This window comes from Gorillibacterium massiliense, assembly GCF_000455485.1.
Classification (GTDB): Bacteria; Bacillota; Bacilli; order Paenibacillales; family NBRC-103111; genus Gorillibacterium; species Gorillibacterium massiliense.
This window is the reverse complement of the sequence record NZ_CBQR020000079.1, coordinates 1-15,125: the sequence shown is the minus strand read 5'-3', so window position 1 is coordinate 15,125 and position 15,125 is coordinate 1. Positions and strand designations below refer to the sequence as shown.

At 53.8% G+C, this 15,125-nt stretch carries 13 protein-coding genes; 12 read left to right on the top strand and 1 reads right to left on the bottom strand.

The window, feature by feature from the left end; genetic code table 11:
• Positions 1-30: 30 nt before the first annotated feature.
• The 8 genes from TJ79_RS09440 (at position 31) to TJ79_RS09405 (ending at position 9,713) form a co-directional block, all read left to right on the top strand.
• Positions 31-2,289 (top strand): ArnT family glycosyltransferase, encoded by a 2,259-nt coding sequence (locus TJ79_RS09440; RefSeq protein ID WP_040950056.1) that lies wholly within the window; start codon positions 31-33, stop codon positions 2,287-2,289.
• A 3-nt stretch (positions 2,290-2,292) separates the two neighbouring features.
• A complete protein-coding gene (locus TJ79_RS09435; RefSeq protein ID WP_040950055.1) occupies positions 2,293-3,267 on the top strand; it encodes a glycosyltransferase family 2 protein in 975 nt (324 codons plus the stop codon).
• On the top strand, positions 3,264-3,683 hold the full coding sequence (locus tag TJ79_RS09430; protein WP_040950054.1) for a GtrA family protein: 420 nt from the start codon (positions 3,264-3,266) through the stop codon (positions 3,681-3,683). The genes TJ79_RS09435 and TJ79_RS09430 overlap by 4 nt, the downstream gene beginning before the upstream one ends.
• Positions 3,670-4,557: a UTP--glucose-1-phosphate uridylyltransferase GalU gene (gene galU / locus TJ79_RS09425; protein WP_040950053.1), complete on the top strand. Its 888-nt coding sequence runs from the start codon at positions 3,670-3,672 to the stop codon at positions 4,555-4,557. The genes TJ79_RS09430 and galU overlap by 14 nt, the downstream gene beginning before the upstream one ends.
• 222 nt (positions 4,558-4,779) lie before the next feature.
• A complete protein-coding gene (locus tag TJ79_RS09420; protein ID WP_040950052.1) occupies positions 4,780-5,649 on the top strand; it encodes a WD40/YVTN/BNR-like repeat-containing protein in 870 nt (289 codons plus the stop codon).
• A gap of 125 nt (positions 5,650-5,774) precedes the next feature.
• Positions 5,775-5,999: a beta propeller repeat protein gene (locus TJ79_RS09415; protein WP_155987827.1), complete on the top strand. Its 225-nt coding sequence runs from the start codon at positions 5,775-5,777 to the stop codon at positions 5,997-5,999.
• A gap of 126 nt (positions 6,000-6,125) precedes the next feature.
• Positions 6,126-7,715 (top strand): coproporphyrinogen III oxidase, encoded by a 1,590-nt coding sequence (locus TJ79_RS09410; protein ID WP_040950050.1) that lies wholly within the window; start codon positions 6,126-6,128, stop codon positions 7,713-7,715.
• A 42-nt stretch (positions 7,716-7,757) separates the two neighbouring features.
• Entirely contained in the window at positions 7,758-9,713 is a 1,956-nt protein-coding gene (locus TJ79_RS09405; RefSeq protein WP_040950049.1) for an FAD-dependent oxidoreductase, read from the top strand.
• A 217-nt stretch (positions 9,714-9,930) separates the two neighbouring features.
• Here the strand turns inward: TJ79_RS09405 and TJ79_RS28075 are convergent, their stop codons facing one another.
• The gene (locus tag TJ79_RS28075) at positions 9,931-10,167 is read right to left on the bottom strand and encodes a hypothetical protein (RefSeq protein ID WP_155987826.1); all 237 of its coding nucleotides are present in this window, start codon (positions 10,165-10,167) and stop codon (positions 9,931-9,933) included.
• Positions 10,168-10,245: 78 nt separating this feature from the next.
• Between TJ79_RS28075 and hisS the strand changes: the two genes are divergently transcribed.
• From hisS to TJ79_RS09385, 4 genes are all read left to right on the top strand, one after another.
• Positions 10,246-11,520, top strand: coding sequence for a histidine--tRNA ligase (gene hisS / locus TJ79_RS09400; protein ID WP_052339429.1), 1,275 nt, complete (start codon positions 10,246-10,248; stop codon positions 11,518-11,520).
• Between the two features lie 52 nt (positions 11,521-11,572).
• A complete protein-coding gene (gene aspS, locus TJ79_RS09395) occupies positions 11,573-13,360 on the top strand; it encodes an aspartate--tRNA ligase (protein ID WP_040950048.1) in 1,788 nt (595 codons plus the stop codon).
• Positions 13,361-13,504: 144 nt separating this feature from the next.
• Positions 13,505-14,287 carry a tRNA threonylcarbamoyladenosine dehydratase gene (locus TJ79_RS09390; protein ID WP_052339428.1) on the top strand — a complete coding sequence of 261 codons (783 nt, stop codon included), beginning with the start codon at positions 13,505-13,507 and terminating at the stop codon, positions 14,285-14,287.
• 123 nt (positions 14,288-14,410) lie between these two features.
• Positions 14,411-15,125: AAA family ATPase (locus tag TJ79_RS09385; RefSeq protein WP_040950047.1), on the top strand; the 715-nt coding region annotated here is incomplete at its 3' end.

Genomic DNA, 15,125 nt, shown 5'->3' with positions numbered 1-15,125 from the left:
GGATAGAAAAAGAGAAGGAGTGAGAGCTATATGAACCTCTCCACCAAGCGGAAAGTGGATGTTCCTCTAATTTTTATCGTGTTGCTGTCGGCTTTTCTGAATGGATATAACATCTGGACGGATAAATACGCAAACACGTACTACACAACAGCCGTTGCGGCTATGATGAAAAATTTCCATAATTTTTTCTATGCTTCCCTCGATTCGGCAGGCTCGGTTACGGTCGATAAACCGCCGGTCACTTTCTGGATTCAGACCTTGTTTGCTAAAATATTCGGACTTTACGGATGGAGCGTCATTCTGCCCCAGGCGTTGGCGGGTATCGGTTCCGTACTGCTTATTTACAAGCTCCTGAAGCCAACGTTCGGACTCGCGGCAGCGCGGATCGGCGCCCTGGTTATGGCTTGCACTCCGATTGCGGTTGCCGTCAGCCGCACGAACAATATCGACAGTATGCTGGTCTTCACGCTTCTTGTCGCTACTACGCTGTTGTTCCGAGGTGTGCGTAAAGGAAGCGTTTGGAGCGTGCTTGGCGCTTTCGCGGTAGTCGGAGTCGGCTTCAACATGAAAATGATGCAGGCATACATGGTGCTCCCGGCTTTTTATCTGATCTATCTGTTAATGGCGAAGTGGGGCTGGAAAAAGAAAACCGGCATCCTCGCAGGAGCGACGGCCATCCTGCTCGTCATTTCCGTCTCCTGGGCGGTCGCCGTCGATTCCGTCTCGGCTGATAAGCGGCCGTATATCGGCAGCAGCGGTACGAACTCGGTGATGAATCTCGTGTTTGGGTATAACGGGGTATCCAGACTGACGGGGGATCGGGGTAACGGCAGCGGCGGACCAGGCGGGGGATTCCCGACGGGGCAATTCGAACCGGGACAATCGATGAGTTCGAATGGCGATGGTGGCCAATCGGGCAACAGCGGATTCAACATGCCGAACGGTGCTGGCAGCCAGTCGGATAGCAGTGGATCCAATACTCCGAGTGGCGATGGTGGCCAATCGGGCAACAGTGGATTCAACATGCCGAACGGTGATGGCAGCCAGCCGGATAGCAGTGGATCCAATACTCCGAATGGCGATGGTGGCCAATCGGGTAACGGCGGATTTAACATGCCGAACAGCGATGACGGACGGATGGGCAACGGTGGATTTGGCGGGATGAACAATGGCAGAAGCGGTGGGATGTTCGGCACCGGTAAAGCCGGACCGCTCCGGTTGTTCCAATCTTCCTTGTCCGACCAAGCCAGTTGGCTTATTCCCTTCGCCCTAATCGGCGCGGTGGCGCTTCTGGCCAGTATCCGCGGACGGAGATTGACGGATAAACAGAAAGAATCGCTTTTTTGGCTCGCATGGCTGATTCCGGTAGCCGGATTTTTCAGTGTAGCCGGCTTCTTTCATCAATATTATCTCATTATGCTCGCTCCGCCGATCGCAGCGCTGGCGGGAGCCGGATTCTCGGAAATGTGGCAAGCTTACCGAAGCCGCAAAGGCTGGATGTCCTGGCTTTTGCCGGCGGCGGTGCTGGCAACAGCCTTATTCCAATGGTATATCGTTCATCCTTACGATAAGACGATCGGTCGCGGCTGGTCCATCGGGATATTGCTAGCCGGACTGATCCTCACTACAGCATTGGTTGCATGGCGTGCGAAAGAAAGCAAGCTGTCCCGCAGCTTCGCCATCGCCGGGATGATGGCGCTGCTCATTGGGCCTCTCTACTGGGCGTTCACTCCGATTACGTATGGGGTGAGCAGCATGACCCCGATTGTTGGACCGAGTTCATCCGACAATGGCGGCTTCCCTGGCGGCGGAATGGGAGGCGGCAACCGCGGGGGCGGGCCGGGCGAACAGTCGAGCGGCGTGAACGAAGCAATGTACTCCTATTTGAAGGAGCATAATACGGGCGAAAAATATTTGGTTGCCGTATCGGATTACAGCACAGCAGCCCCCTATATGGTGGACAAAGGCGAGTCGGTCGTGATTATGAACGGTTTTAACAGCTCGGATCAAGTCTATACGGTGGATAAATTGAAGGCACTGGTTGAAAAAGGCGAAGTGAAGTACTTCCTCATCGGCGGCGGAATGGGAGGCGGCGGCCGCGGCGGCAACTCCGAAGTCACTCAGTGGATTCAGGAGAACGGCAAGGCCATTTCGATTTCTGGCGACCAATCCCAATCGTCGCAGTCGGATACCAATCAAGGGGATGGCGGAGATGGCGGCTTCGGCGGCTTTGGCGGTCGCGGAAACAACGCAACCCTGTATGAAGTGAATTTGCAGGAGGGGAATTAACAGATGGGGAATCAAGTACGCTATTCGGTCATTATTCCGATGTTCAACGAAGAAGCTGTGATTGACGAAACCTATCGCCGGCTGAAAGAAGTCATGTACCGGACGGGAGAAGCTTACGAGCTTCTCTTCGTCAACGACGGCAGCAAGGACAGGTGCGCGGATATCATCCGGCAGTACGGTGTATGGGATACGACGGTTAAGCTGATCGACTTCTCCCGCAATTTCGGGCATCAAATCGCGATTACCGCAGGCATGGACTACGCATCGGGTGACGCTGTCATCATCATAGACGCCGATCTTCAAGACCCGCCGGAGTTGATCCTGTCCATGATCGAACGTTGGAAGGAAGGCTACGAGGTTGTCTATGCCCAAAGGATGAAACGCAATGGAGAGACATGGTTTAAAAAGTGGTCGGCCAGCCTCTTCTACCGCTTGCTACGGGCATCTACCGATATCTCCATCCCCGTTGACACCGGCGATTTCCGCCTGATGGATCGCAAGGTATGCGAAGAAATGAAGCGGATGCCCGAGAACAACCGCTTCGTTCGCGGCTTGGTCAGTTGGGTCGGCTTCCGGCAGACGGCTCTCGAATATGAGCGGGACGAGCGGTTTGCCGGGGAATCGAAGTACCCTTTGAAACGGATGATCAAATTGAGTTTGGACGGCATCACGTCGTTCTCTTATAAGCCGCTCAAGTTGGCGGGATATGCCGGAACGCTCCTTTCCGGCGCCGGATTTCTCTACTTGCTTTACGTGATTTATCTGGTGCTCTTCACGAGCGAGACCAACCGAGGTTGGCCGTCCCTCATTGCGATCATGCTTATTTTTAACGGCTTCGTACTACTTATGCTGGGGATTATGGGAGAGTATATCGGGAGGATTTATGACGAGACGAAAGGCAGGCCGCTGTACGTCGTTCGAGAGTTTTCCGGAGGAGAAAAGCCTGCGACCTCTGTACAGAGAAGGACTGTCGAATGAACGGTCCTCTTAAGCAAATGATGAAGTTCGGTGCGGTCGGTCTGTTGAACACAGCCGTCGATTTGGCCGTATTCGCCGGGTTGACCGCGGCTGGATTTTCTACCATACCGGCTCAAATCTTGTCCTATGGCAGCGGCGTTGCGAACAGTTATTTATGGAACCGGAACTGGACGTTTCGAAGCTCGCGCCGCGATGCGGATCGCCGCCGTATTTTCCGTTTCCTGCTCGTGAATTTAACGGCCCTTGCCGTTACTTCAGCCCTGCTCGTCCTCATACGCGACAGTTTGGGAATGGGATGGTTGATTAGCAAGCTTGCCGTGACGGCGGTAGGGATCGTCATCAATTATTTTGGAAGCCGGCACTGGGTGTTCGGCTCATCTTCGAACAAAGGAGTGGAAGGTTATGAAAATCCGTAAAGCCGTTATCCCGGCAGCGGGGCTGGGGACTAGATTCCTACCCGCCACGAAAGCTCAACCGAAGGAAATGCTGCCGATCGTCGATAAACCCGCCATTCAATACATCGTTGAAGAAGCGGTCCATTCTGGCATCGAAAGCATTCTGATCGTAACCGGACGCAACAAGAAAGCGATCGAGGATCATTTCGATAAAGCTATCGAGCTGGAAGGGATTTTGGAACAGAAAGGGAAACTGGGGCTGCTGCGGGAAGTTCAAGCGATCAGTAATCTGGCCGATATTCATTTCATCCGCCAGAAGGAGCCTCTCGGTCTCGGACATGCTATTCTGTGCGCGCAGCAATTCGTTGGCGATGAGCCTTTCGCCGTGCTGCTTGGCGACGATATCATGGTGTCCGATCCGCCGGCGCTCAGTCAGTTGATGCGGGTGCATGAGGAAACAGGCGAGATGGTCATCGGCGTCCAGCCCGTTCGGGAATCGGAGGTTCATAAATACGGGATCATCTCTTATCAAAACAAGCGGAATTCGGTATATGAAGTAAAAGGCCTGATCGAAAAGCCAACCTTGGCGGAGGCTCCTTCACGCTTAGCGATCATGGGGCGTTATGTTTTGACGCCGTCGATCTTTCCCGCTTTGGAGGGGCTGGAGACAGGCTCCGGCGGTGAGTATCAGCTTACCGATGCTTTGCACGCCGTTTGCGGAACGGAAGGAATGCTGGCACTTGAACTTCAGGGCCACCGCTACGACATCGGAGACCGCATCGGCTATTTGAAGGCGATCCTGGAAATCGGACTGGAACGGGAAGATTTGCGGGAGGATCTGCTTTCTTATTTGCAGGAGCTCGGAGCATTCATGTCGCCGATCGTGTGTAAATAGCGATTTTGCTGCCGATGGCTTTCATTTTCTGCCTATATAAATTTTTTAAGGGTCGATACATTACGTATTGACCCTTTTTCTTTTTTGTAAGCAAGGTAGAAGAGGAAGGATCGGAACTATTTTCCATATATTTTGTCTAATTGGGTAGGGCGGAGGAGCGGAATAATCGCGTAAACCAGGTACAGGCTTAGGTGCCCGCAAAGTCTGAGGAGGTTAGAACCAATGAATACCGAAAAACCGGATCGTTACACGATCCTGCAGCAGCCTCCCTTTTGGCGGCGCAGATGGCGACATCTGGTAGTGGCGGCGTTGGTGATTTTAATTGTGATCGTAGGTGGAATCGTTTGGTTTACGGCGGATAGCCGCGGCGGAAACGGGGATGCAGATTCGGTGCATTCTACAGGTACCGTTCAGCCCGCCGATTTTTTCCCATTGACGAGAACCATGTTTTCCGCCGATAAAGGCTGGGGGATGACGCTGAACGGCAGACTGGCCTATACCGAAGACGGCACAAAGCATTGGACTGAAGTTATACCGCCCCTTCAACACACGGACAGGTTCGCAAGCGCGTATTTTAGCCCTGACGAGAATACCTGCTGGTACTATTCCTCACGAGAGGATTACGTTTATAAAACGACGGATAAAGGGAAGACGTGGATAAAAGCCAACCTTCCCATAAAAATGAGTGTCGGAATTAGTAAAATAACGCCGCGAAGCTCTATCGCCCTTGCTTTTAGCGACAAGCGCAACGGATGGCTTACCCACTGGGGAGATACTGGCCAAGAAGCGGAACTGGTGCGAACGACAGACGGCGGGGTAACCTGGAAAAAAGTGAACGTAATCAAACCGGAATGGGTGGATGGAGACTATTTTCCCAATCAGGTCACGTTTATAGATAGCAAGGTGGGCTATACCCTTGGGAGAGGCAAAAAAGATTCGAATATTAAGCTTATGCGAACGGACGATGGCGGCAAAACCTGGAGCCCTGTCAATGTTGCTCCGACCAGTTCCTCGATGTCGATTACTCTGCCGCATTTTTTAACGAGAAGAGCGGAACGCTGGCTGTTAGTAATAACGATGGTCCAAAGGTAAACGAACTATATGAAACTTCGGATGGCGGGGTGTCCTGGCAGCTTAAGAGTGAGCTTCCGGCAAAATCCTTCATGGACACGCCCTTATTTTTTGATGAAAAAATCGGATATTGTTGGACATCGAAGATGCCAGGATCTCACACAAGAGTATGGAAAACGACTGACGGCGGGACCACTTGGGAGGAAGTTTCAATAGATCCATCTAAGACGGTTAACGCTAGCGTCTCCTTCGTAACTTTGACTAACTGGTTTATAACGCCAGCACAATTGGAGCCCAACGGCTACTCTTATCAAGTGTTTGAAACCGCAGACGGCGGCACAAACTGGGCGTCTTTGGGTGAAGGACAGTAGGTTGGGGGAAATTTGGCACCCTAATTGAAACGGCTCGTACCAGCCCCGGTGCGGGTCGTTTTTATGCAGGTTTAACCTTAACGCCCTCTTATGCTACACTAGACACACACGCAGGAGGTGCAAGAAATGCGGATTATCGTCAAACGGATCGGCTTCGACGTGCATCGCACGGAGCTTTTCCATTTGCTGAAGTTGTATTACGACAATGTTGACATAGCATTTGAACCAGCGGACGAAGCCAACGCTTTTGCGGATGAAGGCACCGCCGCGGATATAATCTTGACTATAAAAGCACGGGCAGATCAAGATGGGGAGCGTACGACCTGCATAACGGCGACTGCCGAGATGGAGATCCCCGCGGAATCCAAAGTCCGCGTTAAAACCCATGTACGGCCGGTCACTCTGGCCGGTGAAGAAGGCTTCAAGCGCGCCTTGAAGCGTGCCATCGGGTACACGGTGCTCATGCTGCTGCAGGAGGAAACGGGCATCGTTCAGCCTTGGGGCAGTCTGACCGGAGTTCGCCCGACCAAGCTGGTGCACAACTTGCTCCGCTCGGGTACTCGGGAAGACGTGCTGCACACGCTGCAGGAGGATTATCTGGTAACGGAGGAAAAGGCACGGCTGGTAACGGAAATCGCCGAGCTACAGCTAAAGGTCATTCCCGATCTGTACAACCTCAACCGGGAGGTCAGCGTGTACATCGGCATTCCCTTTTGCCCGACGAAGTGCGCGTACTGCACGTTCCCCGCTTACGATATCCGCGGCAACAACGGTTCGGTGGCTGCCTTTTTGGAGGGGCTGCACTATGAGATCCGGGAAACGGGCCGCTGGTTGAAGCTCAACGGCTTAAAGATCACCACTCTCTACTGGGGCGGCGGAACGCCGACCAGCATCGAAGCGGAAGAGATGGACGCGCTCTTTGCCGAACTGCACCGGTCTTTCCCCGGCATGAGTGAGGTGCGGGAGCTGACGGTGGAGGCGGGAAGGCCCGATACCATCACACCGGACAAGCTGGACGTGATGAAAAAGTGGAAGGTCGACCGCATCAGCATCAATCCGCAAAGCTTTACCCAGGCAACGCTGGATGCCATCGGTCGGCACCATACGGTAACGGAAACGGTGGACAAATTCCTTCTCGCCCGGAAGATGGGACTTAGCAATATCAATATGGACCTGATCATCGGCTTGCCGGGAGAAGGGGTGGAGGAATACCGGCACTCTCTGGCCGAAACGTCCAAGCTGTTGCCGGAATCGCTCACCGTTCATACCTTGAGCTTCAAACGGGCGTCCCGCATGACGAAAAACAAAGATGACTACGAGGTAGCCGAGAGGGACGAAATCAGCGAGATGATGCATATGACCTCCGAGTGGACAGGAGAACACGGCTACAAGCCCTATTACCTCTACCGGCAAAAAAACATCCTCGGCAATCAAGAAAACGTCGGCTACTCCTTGCTTGGCAAGGAAAGCTTATATAATATTCTAATGATGGAGGAACGGCAGACGATCATTGGCCTTGGCTGCGGTGCGGTCAGTAAGATCGTGTATCCAGCGGATTTCGAGGAACAAGCGCAAGACCGGCAAAAGATCGAGCGCTTTCCGAATCCGAAGGAGCCGGCGGCATACAACAAAGCGTATAAGGAATATACCGAAAAGAAGCTGGCGTTGCTAAGCGCAGCCTATATGTCCAAGGACCGGGCGCCAATCGGCCATTGATGCCGAAGGCGATTGACGGGAGATTACAGGGGGATACGGAAGATGAAAAAAGCATGGTTAACGTTACTTGCCGCATTTATCGTACTGTTTGGAGTCGGGCTCAGCTATTTGTATGCCTCCGGCAAGCTGGACAAGGAAGCTCTCGGCAACCGTCCGGAGCAGCAGACGATCACTCCGCCGAAAAACACAGCGGATATTCAAACCGCCTATGACGTTATCGTGGTCGGGACCGATCCCGAAGGGATTACGGCTGCGGTATCCGCCGCTCGCAACGGGCTCAAGACGCTCTTGGTGGAGCCCCGAGACAGCCGCAACGTGTTGGGTGGTCTCATGACCGAAGGCTGGCTCAACACCATCGACATGAACTATGACAAGCTGAACAAGGCCTCCGGCAGCAAGGAAAGCATCAACAAGGGCTTGTTTGCCGAGTGGTACGGCATGGTGGAAGGCCAAAGCTTTGACGTAAATACGGCAGCCAACGCCTTCTATAAGTTGGTCAAAAACGAGAAGAAGTTGGACCTTTTGATGCATGTGAAGGGCGTAAAACCCATCACAAACAATGAAGGGCAGTTCGTTCAAGTGACCGGTGCGGAAATCGCCATGTCTGACGGCTCCACCCGGCAGGTGTCGGCGAAAACCGTTATCGACGCCACCCAGGACGCGGATTTTGCCTATGCGGCTGGAGTTCCTTTTTCCGTAGGAAGATCGGATATCGGCGACGATAAATCCATCATGGGTGTCACCCTTGTGTTCAAGCTTTCGGGCATCGGCCAAAAGGAATGGGACACCATCCGCGCCAGCAAGGAAGTGGGCGATTCCTCGGAGGTTTCCATCGCCGGGTTTAAAAACGTCTTTTTCGATCCGAACCATAAGCCTTATTATACGGCTCACAATCCAAAGCAGATCAAGGTGCGGGGGCTCAACATCGGCCGGCAGAACGACAACACGGTTTTGATCAATGCGATGCTTATATTCGGTGTGAACGCCTTCGATCCAGAGTCGGTGGCGGCAGGCAAAGCGGCAGGCGAGGAAGAGCTGCCATACTTGGTTGACTTTTTGAACAAGAACATTCCTGGTTTCGAAAAAGCGAAACTGGCTGGAACTGCACCCGAACTATACGTGCGGGAAACCCGGCAAATGGAGGGGTTATATAAGTTAGGCATCCTCGACTTGCTGGAAAACAAAGACCAACCGGACCGGGTGGCTTTGGGCTCTTATCCGTCGGACGTCCAGCCTCTTGATCCGAGCCATAATGGGATCGTATATTTGACCCCCGTCCAATATGCGGTGCCGCTACGCAGTCTGATTCCCGCGAATGCAGACGGCCTGCTTGTGGTGGGACGTTCGGCTAGCTACGGCTCCCTCGCTCAAGGCTCTGCCCGGATGATCCCGACTGGCATGGATGAAGGTCAATCTGCAGGAATCGCGGCGAAGGTGGCTATCGAGAGCGGCGTGTCTTTCCGCAATCTGGTGGATTCCCCGGACCTGCTCAACAAGCTGCATGACTTGGCCATCGCCCAGAAGATGAACATGGGCAGCTTCACCGTGCCGAAGGCGGCTTACATGAACCACAAGTATTACGAAGGCTTGAAAGTCGCCCTGTACCACGGTCTGGTGTCGGGTTCTTACAATAACGATTTCGATATCGATGGCGCGAGCAATCCAAATCGGGTGAAGTATAACCTCAATGCCATCAAGAATTTTTACAGTAAGACCAATCCGGTGTTTAAGGGCAATCCCATCGGTGAGATGGATAAACTGCTTGCAGGAGCGGACGGTGCGAAAGCTCCTCTTAGCTTGGCTCAGCTCAGCTATGACATGGGGAAAACCTTGGGGCTCGACGTCACCCCGGACAACGCGGAAACGGAGATTACCGCCAAAGGCATCATCAAAAAAGAGACCGTCGATGGCATCGTAGACAAGGAAAAGCTGACGAACGGCGAGGTTTGGATGCTCTACCGGGATATGCTGGAGCGAGTGGTTAACCTCAAGCTGTAATTGAAATGTAATCCAACGGTCATCATGGACACATATTTTTTGCCTATACTAAACCCATGACCCCCTTTTCAATATAATTTCTTCGCAGGCCTGACGGGACCGTTTCCCGGTGGGTCTCTTTTTTGGGATAAAAGTTTGTAAAGGGCGGCTTCTGCGCAAACATAAGCTTGACAATCGGTATAACGGCAGATAAAATCAGAAATAATTATTTCTATCGTCAAGATTCGTTGATGGGAAAAAGTAATTCGAGAATCCGCGACACTTCAGAGAGGAAGCCTTGGCTGAAAGCTTCCGTGCCGGACCGGATGAAAGACCTCCCGGAGAACTGGCGGCGAACACTGGAGACCTTACCGGTCTGGGAGAAGTAGCCGATCAGCGTAAAGCGGGCGTTAACCGCATTTGAGGGGATTCCGTTTGCAAGATTTTGGCGGGTCTCGAATTTGGGTGGTACCACGTGAGCGCGTAAGCTCTCGTCCCTGACGACAAACGTCAGCGGCGAGGGCTTTTTTTATCGTTTGCATGGTGCGTTTGTTTGGCAGGAGAAAGAGGAGGTCAGAACCATGAGTTTTCAAAACCGAAGGGCACTCAAGATTTGCTGCCGGGTACCGTAGAGAAATGGCAGTACCTGGAGAATAAAGCACGGGATCTTTGCTGCCGGTATCATTACCAGGAAATTCGCACGCCGATCTTTGAAAATACGGAGCTGTTTCAACGGGGCGTCGGCGAAACTACGGATATTGTCGAGAAGGAGATGTACACCTTCCCCGACAAAGGCAACCGCAGTATGACGTTGCGGCCGGAAGGGACAGCCGGCGTGGTTCGGGCTTATGCCGAGAACAAGCTGTATGCCGATCCGGACGTAACCAAGCTGTATTATATCGGACCGATGTTCCGTTACGAACAGCCGCAAGCCGGACGTTACCGCCAGTTCCACCAGTTCGGCGTCGAAGCCTTCGGCTCGGCAGATCCGGCGGTAGATGCGGAAGTCATCGCCCTTGGTTACAGTTTTTATAAGGAAATCGGCTTAAACAGCGTTCGCGTGGAAATCAACTCCGTCGGAACGGCAGAATGTCGGGCGGCTTACCGGGCCAAGCTGGTGGAGTATTTGACTCCGATGAAGGCGGAGTTGTGCAAAGACTGCAACTCGCGGATCGATCGCAATCCGATGCGGGTTTTGGACTGCAAAATCGACGCTCACCGATTTGCCGACGCGCCGACGATTCTGGAATATCTGGATGAAGACTGCGTGAATCACTTTCAGGCGGTTCAGCGCTACCTGAAGGCGATGGATATTCCTTTTGACATCAATCCTCGATTGGTGCGCGGACTGGATTACTACACCCATACCGCCTTCGAGTACAAGAGCGAGGGCATCGGCGCCATCGATACCATCGGCGGCGGCGGACGCTATAACGGCCTAGTAGGCGAAATCGGCGGGCAGGATCAGCCGGGAGTCGGCTTTGGTCTTGGCTTGGAACGGATTTTGCTCGTTCTTGAGAATCAAGGTGTGACGGTACCAGGTGTAGAGCCTCTCGACGTTTACTTCATCGGCATGGGAACGGAGGCGGAGGAAGCGGTCATCCGGTTGTTGTACGAAGCCCGGGCGGCAGGCCTTACAGCCGAAAAGGATTACCAAAGCCGCAAGATGAAAACGCAAATGAAGTCGGCCGACCGTTTCCAAGCCCGTTATGTCGCGATTCTTGGCGAGGACGAACTGAAAACGGGGACGATTTCGCTAAAACGCATGGACACCGGTGAGCAAGTCACCGTACCATTGGCCGAGCTGGTCGCTCACATCAAAAAGTAGGCTTCGATTCAACTCATATCGATTTAACTAAAATCAGGGGGGAAGAGAAAAGATGGCTTTGTTAAGAACGCATAACTGCGGAGAATTGAGCAAGGAATCGGTAGGACAAGAAGTAGTGTTGAACGGTTGGGTGCAGCGCCGCCGCGACTTGGGCGGAGTGCTTTTTATCGATTTGAGAGACCGCAGCGGACTCGTGCAAGTTGTCTTCAATCCGGATTTTTCCGGGGATGCGCTGAAGATTGGCGACCGGGCAAGAAACGAATATGTCCTGGCGGTTAAAGGAAAGGTCGTTCTCCGCGATGCGGAAACCGTCAATTCGAACCTGAAAACCGGTGAAATTGAAGTACGCGTAACCGAGATTGACATTTTGAACCCGGCCAAAACGCCTCCATTCTTCATCGAGGAAGGCCAGGAGATCGATGAACAACTGCGTCTGAAATACCGTTACCTCGACCTGCGCCGTCCGGAAATGCAGCAAACGCTGCTGCTCCGCTCCAAGGCCGCGAAAGTGTTCCGCGACTTTTTGGACGGAAACGGCTTTCTTGAAGTGGAAACCCCGATTTTGACCTTGAGCACTCCGGAAGGCGCTCGAGACTACCTCGTGCCGAGCCGTGTGCATGAAGGCGAGTTTTACGCGCTGCCGCAATCTCCGCAGCTGTTCAAGCAACTGCTTATGGTAGGCGGCTTGGAGCGGTATTATCAAATCGCCCGCTGCTTCCGGGACGAGGACCTGCGGGCTGACCGCCAGCCGGAATTCACCCAAGTCGATATCGAAACGTCCTTCATGACGGACGTGCAGCTGCAAACGATGATGGAAGAGCTGGTAGTTGACCTGTTCCAAAAAATCAAGGGCATCGAAATCCCTCGTCCGTTCCAACGCTTGACCTATGCCGATGCGATGGGCAAATACGGCTCCGACAAGCCGGATCTTCGCTTCGGACTGGAGCTCTCAGACGTATCCGACTTGGTCGCAAACAGCGGCGTCAAAGTGTTTGCGAGCGTTATCGCAGGCGGCGGCATCGTCAAGGCATTGAATGCCAAGGGCTGCGGCAGCTGGAGCCGCAAGGAACTGGACGACTTGACGCCATTCGCTTCCCGTTACGGCGGCAAAGGTCTGGCCTGGATTCAAATCAAAGAGGGCGAGTGGAAAGGCCCCATCGTCAAGTTCTTCACAGAAGATGAAATCGCAGCCCTTAAAGAGCGCTTGAACGCGGAAGAAGGGGACGTATTGATCTTCTCCGCCGACAAAGCGAAAGTGGTCAACGATGTGCTCGGCAACCTGCGGCTCAAAATCGGCAAGGACCTCGGCTTGATCGACGAATCCACCTACAAATTCGCCTGGGTCGTAGATTTCCCGCTTCTCAGCTACGATGAAGAAGAAAAGCGCTATATGGCGGAGCACCATCCGTTCACCCGTCCGAAGGAAGAGGATCTGCATTTCTTCGACACAGACCCGTCGCAAATTCGCGCCCAAGCCTATGACTTGGTGCTTAATGGCTACGAAGTAGGCGGCGGCTCCATGCGGATTTACAAACGGGATGTGCAGGAGAAAATGTTTGCCGCCCTCGGATTTACTCCGGAAGAAGCTCACCGTCGCTTCGGGTTCCTGCTGGATGCCTTTGAGTACGGCACTCCTCCTCACGGGGGTATCGCCTTTGGCTTCGACCGACTGATCATGCTGCTGGCTGGCCGCACGAACTTGCGGGAAACCATCGCTTTCCCGAAAACGGCAAGCGCCACCGACCTAATGATGAATGCGCCCAACGTGGTGGACGACAAGCAACTGCAGGATCTTTCCATCCGCATCGCGATCAAGGAGCTGGCAGGGAAGAAGGAGTAAGTACCTTTTCCTCGCAAAATGAATGGATTCAATATGGGGGAGCTGTCGGATCGCAAGATCCGGCAGCTTTTCGGCGGTTTTCCGGCGGGGAAACCTTAGAGAGTTTTTAGTGGAAAATGATACGTAAAGATGGGAGGGATCGCATTGCTGCACCAATTTTCTCGCAATGAGCTGGCGATGGGGCCGGAGGGCTTGGACGTGCTTCGTGGCAGTACCGTTGCCGTGTTGGGAATCGGCGGCGTTGGCTCTTTTGCAGTGGAGGCGCTCGCCCGGAGCGGCGTCGGCCGGATCATTTTGATCGACAAGGATGTCGTTGACATCACCAACGTGAACCGACAGCTTCACGCGCTTTTGTCTACGGTGGGCAAGCCCAAGGCAGAGCTGATGCGCGACCGCATAGCCGACATCAATCCCGAGTGCGACGCCATTGCGCTTAGGATGTTTTATACGGAGGAAACCTACGAGACGCTGTTTGCCTATAAGTTGGATTATGTCGTGGACGCATCGGATACCATCGGCTACAAAATCCATCTGATCAAGCAGTGCCTGGAGCGGAAAATTCCGATTATCTCCTGCATGGGCGCGGCGAATAAAATGGACCCGACTCGCTTCGAAGTCGCAGATATTTCTAAAACGTCCGTTGACCCGATCGCCCGGGTTATCCGCACGAAGCTGCGCTCGGAAGGGATTAAGAAGGGCGTGAAGGTGGTCTTTTCCAAGGAGGAGCCGATTATTCCCCGGGAGGATGTCACCCAACAAATCGTTCCCGATGGCGCAGTGATCCGCAAGGCGAAAATGCCGCCAGCCAGCAACGCTTTTGTTCCATCTACGGCAGGGCTGATCATGGCGAGCGTAGTGGTTCGGGATTTGATCGGCAAGACGGGCAATGTTGGCATGGCGAGCCGGAAGGGCATTCAGAAGAATTAGAGCGGGGAAAAGGATGCCTGGCTCGCAGCGAAAATGGTATAATAGGAAGCATGCGCACACCTGTTTGCAGGGGCTGCATGCTTTTTATTTTCAAGCGAAAAACGGGTTAAGGTTGTGACATAGATGGATTTGTTTTCGTACCAGGAAGCGCAAAATCCGGCATCCAAGCTGCTGGCAGACCGGATGCGGCCGGAGACGCTGGATGAGTATATCGGTCAGGAGGCAATCGTCGGCCCGGGGAAGCTGCTGCGGCGGATGATCGAAGCGGACCGGATTTCATCGATATTGCTATACGGGCCGCCGGGAACGGGGAAGACGACGCTGGCTCACATCATCTCCAAGCGGACGAACGGCGAGTTCGTGAAGCTGAATGCGGTGGATGCGTCGGTCAAAGACGTACGCGAGGTCATCGAGCAGGCGCAGGAGACAAAGGCGATGTACGGGAGGAAAACGATTCTTTTCCTCGACGAGGTGCATCGCTTCAATTCGGCGCGCCAGGATGCTCTTCTGCCAGCAGTAGAACAGGGGATCATCATTTTCATCGGGGCTACGACGGAGAACCCGTTTCATCATGTGAACGGGGCGCTCTTGTCCCGCTCCACCCTGTTCCAGCTGCAGTCCCTCACCCACGAGCACTCGCTCAACGCCCTGCGCCGGGCGCTAGCGGACAAGGAGCGGGGGCTCGGGGATTTGCCCGTCAGCGCTGAGCCGGGGGCGCTTGAGCACATCGCGCGGATGGCCAACGGGGACATCCGCCGGGCGCTCAACGCCCTGGAGATCGCGGCGCTGACCACGCCTCCCGCACCGGACGGCACGGTGCGGATCACGGTGGAGGCGG

Bases quoted from the DNA above. Each gene is read 5' to 3' on its own strand.
- TJ79_RS09405 (WP_040950049.1), top strand. From the start codon at position 7,758: ATGAAAAAAGCATGGTTAACGTTACTTGCCGCATTTATCGTACTGTTT.
- TJ79_RS09410 (WP_040950050.1), top strand. From the start codon at position 6,126: ATGCGGATTATCGTCAAACGGATCGGCTTCGACGTGCATCGCACGGAG.
- aspS (WP_040950048.1), top strand. From the start codon at position 11,573: ATGGCTTTGTTAAGAACGCATAACTGCGGAGAATTGAGCAAGGAATCG.
- TJ79_RS09430 (WP_040950054.1), top strand. From the start codon at position 3,264: ATGAACGGTCCTCTTAAGCAAATGATGAAGTTCGGTGCGGTCGGTCTG.
- TJ79_RS09440 (WP_040950056.1), top strand. From the start codon at position 31: ATGAACCTCTCCACCAAGCGGAAAGTGGATGTTCCTCTAATTTTTATC.
- galU (WP_040950053.1), top strand. From the start codon at position 3,670: ATGAAAATCCGTAAAGCCGTTATCCCGGCAGCGGGGCTGGGGACTAGA.
- TJ79_RS09420 (WP_040950052.1), top strand. From the start codon at position 4,780: ATGAATACCGAAAAACCGGATCGTTACACGATCCTGCAGCAGCCTCCC.
- TJ79_RS09415 (WP_155987827.1), top strand. From the start codon at position 5,775: ATGCCAGGATCTCACACAAGAGTATGGAAAACGACTGACGGCGGGACC.
- TJ79_RS09435 (WP_040950055.1), top strand. From the start codon at position 2,293: ATGGGGAATCAAGTACGCTATTCGGTCATTATTCCGATGTTCAACGAA.